Genomic DNA, 17,962 nt, shown 5'->3' on the forward strand with positions numbered 1-17,962 from the left:
CCGCGCGCGTCAGCTGCGCCGGAGCTCCGGGAACCCGTCCTCGCGCCACTCCCCCTCGACCGGGACCCCGGCCGCGGCCGCCCGCTCCTCACGCTCCCGCAGCTCGACCCGGCGGATCTTGCCCGAGATCGTCTTCGGCAGCTCCGCGAACTCCACCCGGCGGACCCGGGCGTAGGCCGGCAGTGCAGCACGGGCGTGCTGCAGGACCTGCAGGGCGGTGTCCGCGTCCCCGACCCACCCCGCGGCGAGCGTCACGTAGGCCTTCACGATGTTGAGCCGCGCGGCGTCCGGAGCGGGCACGACGGCGCTCTCGGCGACGGCGGGGTGCTGCAGCAGGGCACTCTCGACCTCGAACGGCGACACCTTGTAGTCGGAGGACTTGAAGACGTCGTCGGTCCGGCCGATGAACGTGAGCTGCCCGTCGGCGTCGCGTGAGGCGATGTCGCCGGTGTGAAAGAACCCGTCGCGCATCGCGTCCTCGGTGCGGTCGGGGTCCCCGAGGTAGCCGGACATGAGGTTCAACGGGCGGCGCGTCAGGTCGAGGCAGACCTCGCCCTCGTCGGTCCGCTCGCCGGTGACCGGGTCGAGCAGCACGACGTCGACACCGGGCAGTGGCGTGCCCATCGCACCGGGGGTGACGGGAGCGCCGGGCGGGTTGCCGATGATCGCCGTGGTCTCGGTCTGGCCGTAGCCGTCGCGGATCGTCATGCCCCACGCGTCGGCGACCCGGTCGATCACCTCGGGGTTGAGCGGCTCCCCCGCGGAGACGACCTCACGGAGCGCCCTCGGCCGGGCTCCGAGGTCGCCCTGCAGCATCATCCGCCAGGCGGTCGGCGGGGCGCAGAACGAGGTCACCTCGTGCCGGTCGAGCGCGGCGAGCAGCGCCACGGGGTCGAACCGCGGGGTGTCGTGCACGAAGATCGTGGCCTCGGCGATCCACGGCGCGAAGAAACAGCTCCACGCGTGCTTGCCCCAGCCCGGCGAGCTGATCGCGAGGTGGACGTCGCCCGGTCGGACGCCGATCCAGTGCATGGTGCTGAGGTGCCCGACCGGGTACGAGGTCTGCGAGTGCACGACCATCTTCGGCTTCGAGGTCGTGCCGGACGTGAAGTACACCAAGCACGGGTCGGTCGCCAGGGTCCGGACGACCGGGCGCTGCTCGTCCGCCGGAGCGGGCTCGCCGAGGTCGGTCGGGTAGGCCGTCCAGCCGTCGACCGCGCCGCCGACGGCGATGCGCGAGAAGTCGCCGTGCACGCCGTCGAACTTCGTGGTCTCGCTCGAGTTCGTCACGACGTGCGCCACGGCACCGCGGTCGACGCGGTCCTGCAGGTCCGCGGTGTCGAGCATGGTGGTCGTCGGCAGGATCACAGCGCCGACCTTCATCACCGCGAGCATCGTCTCCCAGATCTCGAGCTGGTTGCCGAGCATGAGGAGCACGTGGTCGCCCTTCCGGACGCCGTGGGCGTGCAGGAAGGCTGCGAGCCGGTCGGACCGCGCCGCCATCTCGGCGTAGCTGAACCGCCGGTCGCGCTCCGCGTCGACGAGGTGCAGCGCCGTGCGGTCGTTGCCGCGCGCGACGACGTCGAACCAGTCGTCCGCCCAGTTGAACGTCTCGCCGACGTCGGGCCAGGTGAAGTCGGCACGGGCCTGTTCGGCAGAGGCCGCGTCGAGGAGCTGGTCGCGCGCGGCACGGAAGGCGGCGGTCACGTCGGGGGAGGACACCAGACGATCATGCCCGATGCTGCTGCGCGCACGCCCGTCGGCCGGGAGGCCCGTGCAGCGTCCGCCGGACAGGTACCGCCCGTGCCTGGTTCCGTCCACCCCGTACCGGGCAGGATGGTCGGGTACGCAACACTCGACGAAGAGGAGACGCGATGACGCGCGTGGTGGTCACCGGAGGCAGCGGGAAGCTCGGACGGGCCGTGGTCCGGCACCTGGACGAGCACGGGTACGACGTCGTGCTCGTCGACCGGGTTCCCTCACCGGACAAGCCCGAGCGGGTGCCGTTCATCCGAACCGACCTCACCGACCACGGACAGGTCCTGAACGTGCTGCTCGGTGTGGACGACCGCTACGACCACGTCGACGCCGTGGTGCACCTCGCCGCCGTCCCCGCTCCCGGCCAGGTGCCGGACGTGGCGCTCATCACGAACAACGTGACGTCGTCGATCAACGTCTTCCACGCCGCTCGCCAGGCGGGCATCAAGAACCTGGTGTGGGCGTCGAGCGAGACCCTCCTCGGCATCCCGATGGGCGAGCACCACCCGCCCTACCTGCCCGTCGACGAGGAGTTCCCGGTCCGTCCGCAGTCGTCGTACTCCCTGGGCAAGGCCGTCGAGGAGGAGATGGCGCGCCACTTCACCCGGTGGGACCCGGAGCTGAAGATGATCGGCCTGCGGTTCTCGAACGTCATGGACGAGACCGACTACCCGTCGTTCCCGTGGGACGCCACCCCGGAGGCGAAGACCTTCAACCTGTGGTCCTACATCGACTCCCGCGACGGTGCCCAGGCGGTCCGGCGGGCCCTCGAAGCCGACCTCACCGGGTTCGAGGCGTTCGTGATCGCCAGCCCGGACACCGTGATGGACACCCCGACGATCGAGTTGGTCGAGCAGTTCGTGCCCGACATCGAGCGCCGGAGCGACATCGACGGTGTCAGCTCGCTGCTCTCGAGCGAGAAGGCGCGCGAACTGCTCGGCTACGCACCCGAGCACAGCTGGCGCGACCACCGCGCCTGAGCCGCGCCTCGGTCGAACGACGACCGATCAGGCGGGCAGCAGGAGTCCGTCGAGGACGAGGTCGCGCGCTCGTGGCAGCAGGTCGGCCACGAGCACGTCCTCGTCCACGCCGGTGATCTGCGCGATCGCCCCGGCGATGGCCCGCACGGAGAGCTCGCCGTCGCACGCGCCGACGAACGCGGCGAGCGCCGTGTCCGCGTCCACCCGTCGACCGAACCCGCCGCCCTGCACGAGCGTCATCACGGTCGGGTCGTCGTTGCCCGGCCAGTAGTACCGTTCCTCGGTGACGTCGCCGGCGACGCGCAGGTGGGCGGCGGCGAGCGCGTCGTCGTCGTGGTCGGCGAGCCAGGTGGCCGCGTCGAGGCCGCGCGCGACCGTGGCGCCGACCCCCGCGGGGTTCGACCCGAGCGTCTCGGGAACGCGCTCGAACCGGCGGAGGCGGGTCGTGCCTCCCGGTCGCCCGTTGTCAGCCGCCGGTCGACGCACGACGGCGTAGCCGAACCCGACGCCCGTGACGCGGCGGTCGCGGAAGTCGTCGAGCCAGGCGTCGACGAGGTGGTCGAACTCGGGCGTCCCGGGCTTCGTCCCGCCGTCGCGGATCCACGTCTCCGCGTAGGCGGGCGGGTCCTCGCGCTCCCGCTCGACCACCCAGACGTCGAGGTCGGAGTCCGCGAACCAGGAGCGCACCCGGTCGAGGCCGTCGGAGCCCCAGCGGTACTCCCAGTTGCCGAGGAGCTGTGCCGTCCCGCCGGGTTCGAGGTGCTCGCCCAGGCCGCGCAGGACGGTCTCGACGAGGGCGTCTCCGACCATGCCGCCGTCGCGGTACTCGTCCGACGGGACACCCTCGCGGCGGGGTGTGATCACGAACGGCGGGTTCGAGACGATCCGGTCGAAGCGCTCGCCGGCGACGGGTTCGAACAGCGAGCCGAGCCGGAACTCGATGCCGTCCAGGCCGTTCAGCGCGGTGTTGAAGCGGGCGATGTCGAGCGCACGACGGGAGATGTCGGTGGCGACGACCTCGTCGGCGAACCGTCGGGCGTGCATCGCCTGGATGCCGCACCCGGTACCGAGGTCGAGCACCCGGCCGACGGGCACGGGCACCTGCAGGCCGGAGAGCGTCGTGGTGGCACCGCCGATGCCGAGCACGTGTTCCTCCCCCAGGGCCGTGCCGAGGGCGAGCTCGCCGAGGTCCGAGACGATCCACCAGCTGCCGGCACCGAGGTCGTCGACGAAGGCGTACGGGCGGAGGTCGACGGTGGGGTGCACGAGCGCGTCGGCGGGGTCGAGCGGGAGCCCGGAGTCGTCGGTGCTCGTGGTGTCGTGCCGCAGGAGTCCCGCGGCGACGACCCGGTCGACGCCGGCCGTCGGGAACGCGGTGTCCGCATGGGCACGCGACACCGGCAGCCCGAGGACGAAGAGGGTGGCGAGCGTGGCGAGCGGCGACGGCTCCCGCGACGCGAGCGCACGCAGCGCGGCCACCCGCGATCCGCGGTGCAGGGACGCCGCGGCCTCGGTCCCCCACAGCGCGTCGAGTCGTTCGACGGTGAAGCCCGCGGCGTCCAGGTCGGCGGCGATCGCGGCCACCGCGCCGGGATCGGTGCTGATCGTCGGGAGCACGTGCGCCGGACGAGCGGCCGGGCTCACGGGGCGACGTCCTCGCGCATGAGGGCCGCCGGGACCTCCCACGCCGCGACCAGGTCGAGCAGCCCGGGGAAGCGCTGCTGCACCTCGTCGGTCCGCACGCGGCTCGAGCGGACGAGGCCCTCCTGGTGCTGCTCGAGCAGCCCGGCCTCGCGCAGGACGCGGAAGTGGTGCGTCAGCGTCGACTTCGGCCGGTCGATGCCGACCCACCCGCAACTCCGCACGCCTCCCGCGGCGTCGATCAGGTACCGGTGCAGGATCGCGAGACGGATCGGGTCGCTCAGGGCGTCGAGGACGACGGGCAGGTCCATCTCGGCGACGGTCGGCTGGGGCAGCCGTTCCGGGGCATCGACGTTGGCGGGCATGCACGAGACGGTAGCACCGTTCACCTCGCTGTACGACTTGCGTCGTACAGTCATCTACGGTACGAATGCAGTCGTACAAGACCTCCTCGGAAGGGTGCTCATGCAGCAGTCAGCTCGCTCGGTCGCCGGGTTCTGGATCCTGGCCGCGGTGCTCCTCGCCGCGATGGCGTCCTCCTCGGTGCCGTCGCCCATCTACCCCGTCTACGCGGCCGAGTGGCACCTCACGCCGCTCATGCTCACGGCGGTGTTCGCGATCTACGTCGCCGGACTGCTCGTCACGATGCTCGTCGCCGGACGTCTGTCGGACCACGTCGGCCGGAAGCCCGTCCTCTTCGCCGGCGGCCTGCTGCTCGTCGCATCCCTCGTGCTCTTCACGCGCGCTGACGGCCTCGGAGCGCTGATCCTCGACCGGATCGTCCAGGGCGTCGCGGTCGGGCTGTTGATCGGCGCGCTCGGTGCGGCACTCATCGACCACTCGCTCGAGCGGTTCCCGTCCCTCGCCGGGGTCCTCAACGGCGCCGTCCCACCGTTCGCCCTCGCGACCGGTGCACTGTCCAGCGGCGCCCTCGTCGAGTGGGGTCCCGCGCCCGAGCAGCTCGTCTACGTGGTCTTCGGTGCGCTGCTGCTCGTCCTGGTGATCGCCCTCGTCGTGGTCCCCGAGCGGGTCACCCGCCGACCGGGAGCACTCCGATCGCTCCGACCGACCGTGTCGGTCCCGCGCGCGTCCCGCGTGCTGTTCCGCAGCGTCGCCGGCGCCCTCGTGGCGAGCTGGGCCCTCGGCGGCCTCTTCCTCTCGCTCGTGCCCTCGGCGCTGAACGCGGTGTTCGGTATCCAGGACCACTTCGCCGCGGGAGCGCTCATCGCCGTCGTGACCGGGGTCGGCGGGCTCACCGGGCTCGCGATCCAGCGCTTCGACACCCGCCGCAGCCTCCTGCTCGGGCTCGTCGCGCTCATCGTCGGTCCGGTCGTCACCGTCTCGTTCGTCTTCGCGCACTCGCTGCCCGGCCTCGTCGTCGGCAGCGCGATCGCCGGCGTCGGGTTCGGCGCCGGGTTCCAGGCACCGCTCCGGATGCTCCTCGCGACCGCCGCCCCGACCCACCGCGCCGGGCTCCTGTCGACGATCTACATCGTCAGCTACCTGGCCTTCGGCGTCCCCGCCGTCGTGGCAGGCCTGGTCGAACCGGCGTTCGGCTTCGTCCCGGTGCTCGCCGGCTACGGGGCGTTCATCGTCCTCGCAGCCGCCACCGCCCTCGTCCTGCAGCTCGCGTCGACCCGGCGGGCCGCGGTCGAGGAGCAGGCGGCCGAGGTCGTCGAGCGCACCGCCACCGGATCCGCCCGGACCTGCGCCGAGCGGCGAGCCGCGGCCACCGACTGAGGGCGCACCGCGTGCCCCGAGCCACCCCGGCAGCGAAGCCGGTTCAGTGGCCGGGGCGCGGGTGCTTCGGCGCGCGGGCCTGCATCCCCATGTTGCGGTGCGCGTCGGCGTGCGCGGCGTCCACGTCCGCCTTGCCCCGGTCCGCGATGTTGCGCAGCCACTTCGGACCGCGGGTCTTCGCCCAGTCCCAGAAGCGGTGGAGCTGTGCCCGCAGCCACGTGATGATCCGGTGGAAGAAGTGGAACTCGCTCGCGAGGATCGTCAGGCCGATGAAGACCACGAGCCAGCCCGGCCCCGGCAGCGGGACGAGGATCAGACCGACCACGACGACCAGCCCGCCGACGACCCCGACGAGCACCTTGTAGACGAGGTGCACGTGCGGACGCGCGTGGATCCACGCGCGGAGGTCACGGAACCACTGGAAACGGTGACGCCCCGCCTCGGAGGGCTCGACGGCGCCGTTCTGCTCCGCGGCGTCGGGTCGCTCGTCGGGTGTGCGGTCCATGTCGGCACGGTAGGGGCCGCGGCTGGGAAACTGCGCCGTGGTGGACGGCAGTGGCCTGGACGGCGTGCACCGCGCCTCCTCCCGGTCGGGTCGTGTCGATCCGGACGCTCGTTCCGGGGCGTCGCGTCGAACCGGACGTGCCTTCCGCGGCGTCGCGTCGATCCGAACGCGGCTCCCGGGGCGTCGCGTCGGTCCACAGCACCGACGCGGGACTGCCTGGAGGCTCGTCACGCGTGGGCGACGCACGTCGCCGCCCACGGGACGGCGGCCAGGCGGGCCTCCGGGATCGGCTCCCCACCGACCGCGCAGCGGCCGTACGTCCCCGCGTCGAGCCGCGCCAGCGCGGCGTCCACCAGTCGGATCCGCTCGCGGGCGTCGTCGCGGACCGCACCGAGCGAGCCGCGCTCCCACGCGAGCGTCGCGCCCTCGGGGTCGTGCTCGTCGTCGGCGTTCGCGTCCTGCCGGGCGTCGCTGACGTCGCGCATGCTCTGCTCGACACCGGCCAGCAGGCGCTCGTTCCGGAGGCGCTCGGCGGTGAGCGCGGCGCGGGAGTCGTCCATGACTCACCACGGTAGTCCGGGCCTGCTCGGCTCCCCCCCCCCCCCGGAATGGACGCCCGCTCGGATGCGTTCGCATCGACATGACCAAGATCGGGTTCCTGTCGTTCGGACACTGGCGCGACGTGCCGGGGTCCAAGGTGCGCAGTGCGCGCGAGGCCCTCGTGCAGGCGGTCGACCTCGCCGTCGCCGCCGAGGAGGCGGGTGTCGACGGCGCCTACTTCCGCGTGCACCACTTCGCGCCGCAGCAGGCCGCACCGTTCCCGCTGCTCTCCGCGATCGCCGCCCGGACCAGCCGCATCGAGATCGGCACCGGCGTCATCGACATGCGGTACGAGAACCCGCTCTACATGGCCGAGGAAGCAGCCGCCACCGACCTCATCTCGGGTGGCCGGCTGCAGCTCGGCGTCTCGCGTGGATCACCCGAGACCGCCCTCGCGGGGTACCAGCAGTTCGGCTACGTGCCGGACGCCGGCGACCCGAACGGTGCCGACCTCGCGCGCTCGCACACGAGCGTCTTCCGTCGGGCGATCGCCGGCGAGCCGATGGCGAACGCGAACCCGCAGATGACGGGGACGACCGGCTCGCTGCCGGTGTTCCCGCTCTCCGACACCCTGTCCGACCGCATCTGGTGGGGCGCCGGCACCCGCGCCACCGCCGAGTGGACCGCCGAGCAGGGCATGAACCTCATGTCGTCGACCCTGCTGACCGAGGACACCGGCGTGCCGTTCGACGAGCTCCAGGCCGAGCAGATCGAGCGGTTCCGGACGACCTGGGAGCAGATGGGGTGGGAGCGCACGCCGCGGGTCTCGGTCTCGCGGAGCATCATCCCGATCATCGACGACGAGTCCCGCCACTACTTCGGTGTCCGGGCCCAGGTCGAGGGACAGGACCAGGTCGGACACCTCGACGGCGGCCTCGCACGGTTCGGCCGCTCGTACATCGGGACGCCGGAGGACCTCGTCGCGGAGCTCGCCGCCGACCGGGCCGTCCGCGCTGCCGACACCGTGCTCGTCACCGTGCCGAACCAGCTGGGCGTCGACTTCAACGCCAGGCTCCTCGCCGCGGTGAAGGACGTCTTCGCGGAGGTGGACGCCGCTCCGGTGCCCGCCTGATGCGCTGGTCCCCCTTGTTGCCGACACCCGGTCTGGGCATGCCCAGGGTCCGCGCGCTCGCATAGCGTCGAGGGGTACCGACCGAACTCCGTCTCCTCGAGGAGGACCCCGTGACGCTCCCGGCCGCCGGCTGGTTCCCCGATCCGCAGGACGCGACGCGACTGCGCTGGTGGGACGGTCGTACCTGGGCGGAAGCAACCCGCGCCCTGCCGACCCGGACGGAGCCGGTCGTGCCCGTGGTGGTCGCGCCGGTGGGACCCTCGTTCTCGGTCGGCACCGCGGCGGTCCGGACCCGTCCGTGGGCGTCCGACGCCGGGGCCGTCCGCCGGCTCTGCGCACTGACCGTCGTCGCTGCCCTGGCTGCGGCGCTCTCGGCGGTCTGGAACCCGCTCGGGCTCGTCAGTGCGGCCGCCCTGGCGGTCGGAGCGGCGGCAGTGATCGCTCCGCGGGCGACCGGACGCTGGCGGGTGCTCTCACGGAGCATCGCCGCGAGCGCCCTCGTGGTGGCGGTCGCCACGGCGGCCGTCGCCGCCTCGGCGCAGTTCCACCTGTTCTGACCCCGGCGTCCGCCCACCGACGCTCGCCCGTGTGCGACATCGGCGCGGTCGTGGCGCGGCTTCCGTTCGCACAACCGAAGTCCGATCGCACTGGGGTGCAACCGTGGCGCCGATCGTCTTTGGTTGTGCGAACACCCACGGCCGGTCCGACACCGCTGCCGCGGTGCGACAGGGCGCTCCGCTGGCGCCCGCGACGCCGCGCGAACCTACCCCCGCCGCGCCCGCGGGTGCGCCGTCTGGTACACGTCCCGCAGCATGTCCGCCGTGACCATCGTGTAGATCTGCGTCGTCGCGACGCTCGCGTGCCCGAGCAACTCCTGCACGACCCGGACGTCCGCCCCGCCCTCGAGCAGGTGCGTGGCGAACGAGTGCCGGAAGGTGTGCGGCGAAACGTGCGCCTCGAGACCAGCCGCCGATGCCGCTGCCTGGATCACGAGCCACGCGCTCTGCCGTGACAGCCGTGCCCCGCGCGCACCGAGGAACAGCGCCGGCGTCGACGGCCCCCGCGCAGCGAACACCGGCCTGGCCCGGACGAGGTAGGCGTCGATCGCTGCCCGGGCGAAGCTGCCGAGCGGCACGATCCGCTGTTTGTTCCCCTTGCCCGTCACCCGCACGACGGACACGCCGGACTCGTCCTCGGACAGCACGTCGTCCACCGACAGGCCCACAGCCTCGGAGATGCGCGCCCCCGTGGCGTAGAGCAGTTCGAGCAGCGCCCGGTCCCGCAGTTGCACGGGATCGTCCCCGACGACCGCGCCGAGCAGCCGCTCCATGTCGTCCACGGAGATCGCCTTCGGCAGCCGCATCGGGGCCTTCGGCGGCCGGACCGCGGTGCCGGGGTCGAGCGGCAGCCACCCCTCCCCCGCAGCGAACGCCGTGAAGGACCGCACGGAGCTGAGCATCCGGGCGATCGACCGCGGTGCGAGCGGCTCCGGTCGGGTGGCGAGGTGCTCCACGAAGCCGGCGACGTCTGCCCGCGCCAGGCGGCCCACGTCCTCGACCGCCGCGGCACCGCCGGCTCGGTCGGCGCCCGCGGAGTCGACGACGGGAGCGTCCGCCAACCACGTCGCGAACACCGCGAGGTCGCGACGGTACGCCGCCACCGTGTGCTGCGACAACCCGCGCTCGATCGCGACGTGCCGCAGGTAGGTCTCCGTGGCCCGGTCGAGCGCGGTCACCTGGTCACCGTGACGGCCGGCACGCTACCGACGGGCAGCGGCATCGGCGGCGAGGACCGCGACGACCAACCCGGAGTTGTGCAGCCGACCGTCGAGGATCGCCTCCACCAACTCGGCACGGGGCACCCACCGCTTCACGATGTCGGCTTCCTCGGCCTCACGCTCGAACGCCGACTCGGCGGCCCGGATGCCGCGTGCACGGTAGATCTCGAGGAACTCGTCGCTCCCCCCGGACGACGTGTTGTACGTGACGAGGTGCTCCCACTCGTCGGCCTCGACGTCGGCTTCTTCGGCCAGCTCGCGCTTCGCGGCCACGAGGTGGTCCTCACCCGGGTGGTCGAGGAGACCCGCGGGCAGCTCCCAGTCGCGCACCCGGACCGGGTGCCGGTACTGCTGGATGACGAGGACACGCCCCTCGTCGTCCTCGGCGTAGACCGCGACGGCGCCCGTGTGGTCGATGTACTCGCGGACCATGGAGCCGTCGCCGTACGCGACGGTGTCCCGCTTGACGTTCCACACGACGCCCTCGTACACGACCTCGGAGTCGGTGACGTCGAAGGAGGTGGGCTCGTCTGCGATGGGTGCGTCGGTCACGTGGTCAATCCAAGCACGCCCGCTCGCCGGAACCAGGTTCCGGACACAGCACCGCGCTTTTCCGTGGTGCTAGGTCCGGAACCTGGTTCCGCTCGATGGAACCCGACCGCAAGGGGCGGAACCCGACCGCAAGCAGCGGAACGCGACCATGTAACGGACGGGAGGCGCGGTGCCAGCTGGCACCGTGCCTCCCGTCCGCGTCTCGGTCGCGTCAGGCAGCCGACTCCTGCGGGTCGAACAGGCTCGAGGCACCCGCACGCTCGATCGCCGCACCGACGAGCCCGGCGAACAGCGGGTGCGCGTTCGTCGGACGCGACCGGAGCTCCGGGTGCGCCTGCGTGGCGATGTAGAACGGGTGCACCTCGCGCGGCAGCTCCACGTACTCGACGAGCGTGCCGTCGGGCGAGGTGCCCGAGAACACCAGGCCGGCGTCCGCGATCTGCTGGCGGTAGTGGTTGTTCACCTCGTAGCGGTGGCGGTGACGCTCCGACGCCTCCGGGGCGCCGTACAGCTCCGCCGCGAGCGACCCGTCGGTGAAGTGCGCCGGGTACAGACCGAGGCGCATCGTCCCGCCGAGGTCACCGCCGGCGATGATGTCCACCTGCTCCGCCATGGTCGCGATGACCGGCGTCGTCGTCTCGGGGTCGAACTCGGTGCTCGACGCGTCGGTCAGCCCGGCCTCGTGGCGGGCGTACTCGATGACCATGCACTGCAGGCCGAGGCACAGGCCGAGCGTCGGGATGCCTTGCTCACGGGCGAAGCGGAGCGCACCGAGCTTGCCCTCGATGCCGCGCACACCGAACCCGCCGGGGACGCAGATGCCGTCCACGTCGCCGAGGTGCTTCGCGGCACCCTCGGGCGTGGTGCAGTCGTCCGACACGACCCACTTGAGCTTCACCCGGGCGTTGTGGGCGAACCCACCGGCGCGGAGGGCCTCGGTGACCGAGAGGTACGCGTCCGGGAGGTCGATGTACTTGCCGACGAGGGCGATCGTGACCTCCTTCTTCGGCTCGTGCACCGCGTCGAGGACGGGCTTCCACGCCGACCAGTCGACGTCGTGCGCCTCGAGGCGGAGGGCGTCGATGATGACCTGGTCGAGGCCCTGGTCGTGCAGCAGCCCCGGGAGGTCGTAGATCGACGGGACGTCGACGGCGTTCACCACGGCGTCCTCGTCGACGTCGCACATCAGGGCGATCTTGCGCTTGTTCGAGTCCGACACCGGGCGGTCGCTGCGGAGGACGAGCGCGTCCGGCTGGATACCGATCGAGCGCAGGGCAGCGACGGAGTGCTGCGTCGGCTTGGTCTTCTGCTCGCCGGACGCGTTCATGAACGGCACGAGGGAGACGTGCACGAAGAAGACGTTGTTGCGGCCGAGCTCGTGCCGCACCTGGCGCGCCGACTCGATGAACGGCTGCGACTCGATGTCGCCGACCGTGCCGCCGACCTCGGTGATGATGACGTCGGGCTGCGGGTCGTTCTCGGCCTGCTCACGCATCCGACGCTTGATCTCGTCGGTGATGTGCGGGATGACCTGGACCGTGTCGCCGAGGTACTCCCCCCGGCGCTCCTTGGCGATCACGCTCGAGTAGACCTGCCCGGTCGTGACGTTCGCCGCCTGCGACAGGTTGATGTCGAGGAAGCGCTCGTAGTGGCCGATGTCGAGGTCGGTCTCGGCGCCGTCGTCGGTCACGAAGACCTCGCCGTGCTGGAACGGGTTCATCGTGCCCGGGTCCACGTTGAGGTACGGGTCGAGCTTCTGCATGACGACCTTGAGGCCACGGGCCGTGAGCAGGTTGCCGAGGCTGGCCGCCGTCAGGCCCTTGCCGAGAGACGAGACGACCCCGCCGGTCACGAAGATCTGCTTCGTCACCTTCGGGGTCTCGTTCGAAGTTTGTGTTCCGCCGCTGTAAGTGTCCGCCACGGGCTTCCATCCTACGTCAGATCGGACGGGAGGCGCGACCCGCGTTCGCCGCGGGCGTTGCGGCAGGTGCGTGGTCGGTGTGTGCTCCGCCCCGTGGCGCGTCCGACGGAGCCAGCGCGTCCAACGGAGCCGGCACGTCCAACGGAGCCGGCACGCCCGACGGAACCGGAACGCCCGACAGAGACGGCACGCCCGACGGAACCGGAACGCCGGACAGAGACGGCACGCCCGACAGAGACGGCACGCCCGCCCGCGCGGACGCGTCCAATCGATGCCACACGTCCGACACAACCGGCACGTCCGACACAACCGGCACGTCCGACACAACCGGGCACGTCCACCCGCGCGGGTCCGTCCAACCGACGGCACACGCCCGTCACAGCCAGCACGTCCCGCCGAAGCCGCCTGGCAGACACAACCAGCACGTCCACCAGCGTGGATCCGCACGTCCGACGCGGCCGACAGAAGCCCCACGTCCGACACTGCCGACAGAAGCCGCACGGCGGACACTGCCGACAGAAGCCGCACGGCGGACGAGACCGGATGGTCCGCGAGACCGCGCTGGCGCGCCATCGCGCGCCATCGCGCGCAGGAGCGCCCGTAACGCGGTCGCAGCGTGGGTCACGGACGAACCCGACGTGACGGGCGACCGACAAGGCGGGCGCGGGTCGCGCCTCCCGGGCGGAGCGTCCTCAGACCGACTGGCCGGCCACCTCGAGCAGCTCGCGAGCGTGCTCGATGCCGCTCGCACTGTCGCCGAGGCCGGAGAGCAGCCGGGCCATCTCCTGCAGCCGCTCCTCGCCGTCCAGCCGCCGCACGCTCGACGACGTGACCGCGCCGCTGGCGTCCTTCACGACGTTGAGGTGGTTGTTCGCGAAGGCCGCGACCTGCGCGAGGTGTGTCACGACGATGACCTGCGTCCGCTCCGCGAGCTGCGCGAGCCGCCGCCCGATCTCGATCGCCGCCGCACCGCCCACGCCGGCGTCGACCTCGTCGAAGACGAACGTCGGGACGGTGGTGCTGCCGGCCATCACGACTTCGATCGCGAGCATCACCCGCGAGAGCTCACCCCCGGAGGCGCCCTTGCCGATCGGACGCGGGTCGGTGCCCGAGTGCGGCTGCAGGAGGATCGCCACCTGGTCGCGGCCGTGCCGCCGGTACTCCCCCGCGTCGGTGACCTCGACCACGAGGGTGGCGCCCGCCATCGCGAGCGACTTCAGCTCCGCGGTGACGCGCTTCGCGAGGTCGCCAGCAGCCTTGGTCCGGGCAGCGGTCAAGGCAGCGGCAGCGTCCGCCAGGGTCCGTTCGTCCTGCTCGACGGCCTGCTGCAGCGCGGCGATCCGGTCGTCGTCGCCGTCGAGTTCCAGGAGCCGTTCACCGGCCCGCTGACCGTACGCGATGACGTCGTCGACGGTCTCGCCGTACTTCCGTGTGAGTCCCGCGAGCAGGGCGCGTCGTTCGTTGATGAGCTCGAGGTCGTGACCGGCGTCCGGTTCGAGCGAGCCGAGGTAGCTCGACAGACTCGCCGAAGCCTCCGTCGCCTGGATGCTCAACTCCGTCAGCTGCTCGAGCATCGGCTGCAGTGCGGCGTCCGAGCCCGCGACTCGTTCGATCGCGCGGCGGGCCGACTCGACGAGACCGACGACGTCCGGAGCGCCCTCGAGCGACTCGCTCGACAGCGCTTCGTGCGCGAGCCCGGCGGACAGCCGCAGCTCCTCGAGGTTGCCGAGCCGTTCGGCGCGTTCGGCGAGTTCGACGTCTTCGCCCGGCTGGGGGTCGGCGGCCTCGATCTCGTCCGAGGCCGCGCGGATCCGCTCCGCTTCGGCGATGCGGTCGTCCCGGTCGCGTGTGAGCGTCTCGAGCTCGCCGGCGTGCTGCTGCCACCTGTCGTACGCGGCGACGTAGGCGTCGAACGCCTTCTGCAGCTTCGTTCCACCGAAGCCGTCGAGGGCAGCTCGCTGCGCCGCGGCCGACGTGAGCCGGATCTGGTCGGACTGCCCGTGCACGGTGACGAGCTGGTCGGCGAGCTCGCCGAGCACCGCGACCGGCGCGCTGCGACCGCCGACCGTCGCGCGGCTGCGGCCCTCTGCAGACACGGTACGGGTGAGGATCAGCTCGCCGTCCTCGACCGCTCCCCCGGCGTCCTCGACGCGCTCGGCGACGGCGTCGTGGTCGGGCACGTGCCAGCGCCCCTCGACGACGGCCGAGGATGCGCCGCGGCGGACGGCACCGGCGTCCGCGCGCGCTCCGAGCAGGAGACCGAGCGCGGTGACGATCATCGTCTTGCCCGCACCGGTCTCCCCGGTCACGACGGTGAAGCCCGGACCGAGTTCGAGCGTGGCTTCGCCGATGACCCCGAGGTCGGCGATCGAGATCTCCTCGATCACTGATCGACCTCGTCGTCTCGCTGCGGTCCGCGCCACCCGGTGACGGGCAGGCGGAACTTCGCCACCAGCCGGTCGGTGAACGGGGCGTCCTTGAGCCGCGCCACCCGGACGGGCTCGGACGACCGGTGCACCTCGACCCGTGCGCCCGGCGGCAGGTCGTGCGCCCGCCGTCCGTCGCACCACAGCACGCCGACGCCGCTCGTCCGACGGAGCACCTCGACCGCGAGCGTGCAGTCAGGGCCGACGACGATCGGGCGGGAGAACAGCGCGTGTGCGCTGAGCGGCACCATGAGGATCGCGTCGACGTCGGGCCACACGATCGGCCCACCGCCGGAGAACGAGTACGCCGTGGACCCGGTCGGGGTCGAGACGACCACCCCGTCACAACCGAAGGACGACAGGGGGCGACCGTCGACCTCGGTGACGACCTCGAGCATGCGTTCGCGCGAGGCCTTCTCGATGGTGGCCTCGTTGAGTGCCCACGACGAGTACACGGTCTCCTGTCCGACCACGACGTCGACCTGCAGGGCCACGCGCTCCTCGACGTGGTACTCACCACGCAGCGTGCGCTGGACGGTCTCCTCGAGGTCGGGGCGCTCGCTCTCGGCGAGGAACCCGACGTGGCCGAGGTTCACGCCGACGAGCGCCGCGCGGGTCCCTCGGACGAGCTCCGCCGCGCGGAGGATCGTCCCGTCGCCGCCGAGCACGATGACGATCTCGAGCTGGTCCGCCTGGACGTCGACCCCGAGGATGTCGACCTTGCCCACGGACGCTTCCGCCCGCCGGACGTCGGCGTACTCGTCGAATGGCATCACCGGGGTCACCCCTGCGGCGTGCAGGATGTCGCAGACCTCGACCGCGGCGTCGATGGAGTCTTGCCGCCCGGTGTGCGAGACGAGCAGGATGTGCCGTTCGTCGCTCATGCCACCCCTTCCGCCAGGCTCGTCGCCCGGTCGATCCATTCTGTCGGATTGGTTTCGACACCACGCTGGAAGCGCGCGAGGTACTCGTGGTTCCCGTGCGTGCCGACGATGGGCGAGGACGCGAGTCCGGAGGTGCCGAGCCCCGCGTCCCATGCCGACCACAGCACGTTCATCAGTGCGTCGTTGCGGAGCCCTGGGTCACGCACGATGCCCTCGCGGACCCCGCCGCGGCCGACCTCGAACTGCGGCTTCACCAGGAGGACGAAGTCGTCGGACGGCACCGCGGAGGCGAGCACGGGCAGCACGATCCGGAGGGAGATGAACGACAGATCGCCGACCACCAGCGACGTCTCGGCTGCTGCCGGATCGAGCGCGGCGTACGACTCGGCCGTGAGGTTGCGCGCGTTGCACCCTTCGACCACGGCGACGCGGTCGTCGAGGGCGACCACGGGGTCGAGCTGCCCGTGGCCGACGTCGAGCGCGACGACCCGACGGGCACCGCGGGCCAGGAGCACCTGCGTGAAGCCGCCCGTGCTCGCGCCGACGTCGAGCGCCACGCGACCGGTCGGGTCGATGCCGAAGGCGTCGAGGGCGCCGACGAGCTTCACCGCAGCACGCGAGACCCACTCGTCGCCGGCGTCGACGACGATCGCCGCGTCCGCTCGAGTCGGGTGCGACGGCTTGACGATCGTGATCCCGGCGACGGTGACGCGCCCGTCCTGGATGAGCTTCGCCGCCGCTGTGCGTGACCGCGCGAGTCCGCGTTCGGCGACGAGCGCATCGAGACGGACGGGACCGCCGCGAGCGCCCTCGGGTGCTCCGGCGGACTCAGGCACTCGCCGTGCCGCCGCTCTCGAGTCGGGTCCGGAGTTCGTCGTGCAGTGCCGAGAAGGCGTCTGCCCGGTCCGCGAGGTCGAGGGCCTCGGCCGCTGCGGTCCGCGCCGCGAAGTCGTCGTGGTCCTGACCGGACACGGGACCACCGGGAACACCGCCCGGCTTCGGACGCGCCGGGACGACGCCGGGCTGCGGCGGCGTCGGGCGGTCCTCGTTCGGCACGTCCGTCACGCTACTCGCCGCCGTACAGCTTCGGGTCCACGTCCAGACCGTAGATGGCCAGGCCGGACTCCCAGATGATCGTCGCACCCGCGCGCAGTCGGTCGAGGTCGTCACCGGCGTCGAGCACCCGGACGACGTGCCCGCGCATCGCGACCGTTGAGTCGCCGACCGTGACGTAGCGGGTGCCGTCCTCGTCCTCGCGCCGGACCGCCACCGGGTACGGGGTCGACAGGCCGCGGAGGTCACCGAGGATGAAGGTCGGGCGCGACTTCGGATCGGCCGCGAGGACCTGCTTCGCCTGGTCGATCCCCGTCAGGACGAGGACGCTCGGGATGCCGGCGTCGTTCGCCCCCTTGATGTCGGTGTCGAGTCGGTCGCCGATGAACAGCGGGTGCTCACCGCCGAAGCGGGCGAGTGCCGCGTCGAAGATCGGGCGTTCGGGCTTGCCCGCGACGACCGGCATGCGGCCGACCGCCTGGTGCACGGCCGACACGAGGGTGCCGTTGCCGGGCGCGATCCCACGCTCGACCGGGATCGACCAGTCCATGTTCGTGGCCACCCACGGCACGTCCGGGTCGGCGAGGGCGAAGGACGCCTCCGCGAGTTCCTTCCATCCGAGGTCGGGTGAGAAGCCCTGGATGACCGCCGCCGGGGAGTCCTCGGCGCTGTTCGTGACCGTGAAGCCGGCTTCCTCGACGATGCTCGTGAGACCGAGCCCGCCGGTCACCAGGACCGTGGACCCGGCCGGCACGAGCGTCGACAGCAACCGCACGCCGGCCTGCGAGGAGGTCACCACGTCGTCCGCGCGCACCTCGAGGCCGAATGCCTCGAGGTGGTCGGCCACGTCCACCGGACGGCGGGACGCGTTGTTCGTGATGTAGCCGACGCGGGCGCCGAGCGACGCTCGTGTGAGGGACTCGACGGCGTGCGGGATCGCGTTGCGTCCGCGGTACACAACACCGTCGAGGTCCGTCAGGACGAGGTCGACGCCGTGTGTCGGCGGGACCGGAGCGTCGGACGGCTGCGCCGACACGCCAAACGACTGCGCAG

At 72.1% G+C, this 17,962-nt stretch carries 17 protein-coding genes; 4 read left to right on the forward strand and 13 right to left on the reverse strand.

Going from position 1 to position 17,962, the window contains the following annotated elements:
- Positions 1-9 precede the first annotated feature (9 nt).
- Positions 10-1,722, reverse strand: a complete 1,713-nt coding sequence (locus ABC270_RS16790; RefSeq protein WP_412881861.1) for an AMP-binding protein — start codon at positions 1,720-1,722, stop codon at positions 10-12.
- A gap of 152 nt (positions 1,723-1,874) precedes the next feature.
- On the opposite strand from ABC270_RS16790, the gene ABC270_RS16795 reads away from it, so the two are divergent.
- Entirely contained in the window at positions 1,875-2,738 is an 864-nt protein-coding gene (locus ABC270_RS16795; RefSeq protein WP_412881862.1) for an NAD-dependent epimerase/dehydratase family protein, read from the forward strand.
- Between the two features lie 27 nt (positions 2,739-2,765).
- On the opposite strand, the gene ABC270_RS16800 is transcribed toward ABC270_RS16795, so the two are convergent.
- The gene (locus ABC270_RS16800; RefSeq protein WP_412881863.1) at positions 2,766-4,382 is read right to left on the reverse strand and encodes a DUF7059 domain-containing protein; all 1,617 of its coding nucleotides are present in this window, start codon (positions 4,380-4,382) and stop codon (positions 2,766-2,768) included.
- Positions 4,379-4,744: an ArsR/SmtB family transcription factor gene (locus ABC270_RS16805; RefSeq protein WP_412881864.1), complete on the reverse strand. Its 366-nt coding sequence runs from the start codon at positions 4,742-4,744 to the stop codon at positions 4,379-4,381. The genes ABC270_RS16800 and ABC270_RS16805 overlap by 4 nt, the downstream gene beginning before the upstream one ends.
- 100 nt (positions 4,745-4,844) lie before the next feature.
- Between ABC270_RS16805 and ABC270_RS16810 the strand changes: the two genes are divergently transcribed.
- The gene (locus ABC270_RS16810) at positions 4,845-6,119 is read left to right on the forward strand and encodes an MFS transporter (RefSeq protein ID WP_412881865.1); all 1,275 of its coding nucleotides are present in this window, start codon (positions 4,845-4,847) and stop codon (positions 6,117-6,119) included.
- Positions 6,120-6,162: 43 nt separating this feature from the next.
- Here ABC270_RS16810 and ABC270_RS16815 read toward each other — a convergent pair whose 3' ends face one another.
- Complete coding sequence (locus ABC270_RS16815) at positions 6,163-6,624, reverse strand: TIGR02611 family protein (protein ID WP_412881866.1); 462 nt, start codon at positions 6,622-6,624, stop codon at positions 6,163-6,165.
- A 227-nt stretch (positions 6,625-6,851) separates the two neighbouring features.
- Complete coding sequence (locus ABC270_RS16820) at positions 6,852-7,184, reverse strand: TraR/DksA family transcriptional regulator (RefSeq protein WP_412881867.1); 333 nt, start codon at positions 7,182-7,184, stop codon at positions 6,852-6,854.
- A gap of 80 nt (positions 7,185-7,264) precedes the next feature.
- Here ABC270_RS16820 and ABC270_RS16825 point away from each other — a divergent pair, with 80 nt between their 5' ends.
- Both ABC270_RS16825 and ABC270_RS16830 read left to right on the forward strand, forming a co-directional pair.
- Positions 7,265-8,296 carry an LLM class flavin-dependent oxidoreductase gene (locus ABC270_RS16825; protein WP_412881868.1) on the forward strand — a complete coding sequence of 344 codons (1,032 nt, stop codon included), beginning with the start codon at positions 7,265-7,267 and terminating at the stop codon, positions 8,294-8,296.
- A 110-nt stretch (positions 8,297-8,406) separates the two neighbouring features.
- Complete coding sequence (locus ABC270_RS16830; RefSeq protein ID WP_412881869.1) at positions 8,407-8,853, forward strand: DUF2510 domain-containing protein; 447 nt, start codon at positions 8,407-8,409, stop codon at positions 8,851-8,853.
- A 206-nt stretch (positions 8,854-9,059) separates the two neighbouring features.
- Here the strand turns inward: ABC270_RS16830 and ABC270_RS16835 are convergent, their stop codons facing one another.
- The 8 genes from ABC270_RS16835 to ABC270_RS16870 all read right to left on the reverse strand — a co-directional run bounded on the left by ABC270_RS16835 (position 9,060) and on the right by ABC270_RS16870 (position 17,945).
- A complete protein-coding gene (locus ABC270_RS16835) occupies positions 9,060-10,031 on the reverse strand; it encodes a site-specific tyrosine recombinase XerD (RefSeq protein ID WP_412881870.1) in 972 nt (323 codons plus the stop codon).
- A gap of 24 nt (positions 10,032-10,055) precedes the next feature.
- Positions 10,056-10,625: an NUDIX domain-containing protein gene (locus ABC270_RS16840; RefSeq protein ID WP_412881871.1), complete on the reverse strand. Its 570-nt coding sequence runs from the start codon at positions 10,623-10,625 to the stop codon at positions 10,056-10,058.
- Between the two features lie 211 nt (positions 10,626-10,836).
- Positions 10,837-12,546 carry a CTP synthase gene (gene pyrG / locus ABC270_RS16845; protein ID WP_290133806.1) on the reverse strand — a complete coding sequence of 570 codons (1,710 nt, stop codon included), beginning with the start codon at positions 12,544-12,546 and terminating at the stop codon, positions 10,837-10,839.
- Between the two features lie 692 nt (positions 12,547-13,238).
- Positions 13,239-14,933: a DNA repair protein RecN gene (recN, locus tag ABC270_RS16850; protein WP_412881872.1), complete on the reverse strand. Its 1,695-nt coding sequence runs from the start codon at positions 14,931-14,933 to the stop codon at positions 13,239-13,241.
- On the reverse strand, positions 14,930-15,856 hold the full coding sequence (locus tag ABC270_RS16855) for an NAD kinase (protein WP_412881873.1): 927 nt from the start codon (positions 15,854-15,856) through the stop codon (positions 14,930-14,932). The genes recN and ABC270_RS16855 overlap by 4 nt, the downstream gene beginning before the upstream one ends.
- Positions 15,853-16,692, reverse strand: a complete 840-nt coding sequence (locus ABC270_RS16860) for a TlyA family RNA methyltransferase (RefSeq protein WP_412881874.1) — start codon at positions 16,690-16,692, stop codon at positions 15,853-15,855. The genes ABC270_RS16855 and ABC270_RS16860 overlap by 4 nt, the downstream gene beginning before the upstream one ends.
- Positions 16,685-16,912, reverse strand: a complete 228-nt coding sequence (locus ABC270_RS16865; protein ID WP_412881875.1) for a hypothetical protein — start codon at positions 16,910-16,912, stop codon at positions 16,685-16,687. Before ABC270_RS16865 ends, ABC270_RS16860 begins: the two co-directional genes overlap by 8 nt.
- A 10-nt stretch (positions 16,913-16,922) precedes the next feature.
- Positions 16,923-17,945 (reverse strand): HAD-IIA family hydrolase, encoded by a 1,023-nt coding sequence (locus ABC270_RS16870; RefSeq protein WP_412881876.1) that lies wholly within the window; start codon positions 17,943-17,945, stop codon positions 16,923-16,925.
- Between the last annotated feature and the right edge of the window lie 17 nt (positions 17,946-17,962).

Origin of the sequence: Curtobacterium phoenicis (assembly GCF_047238015.1) — a bacterium.
GTDB lineage: Bacteria > Actinomycetota > Actinomycetes > Actinomycetales > Microbacteriaceae > Curtobacterium.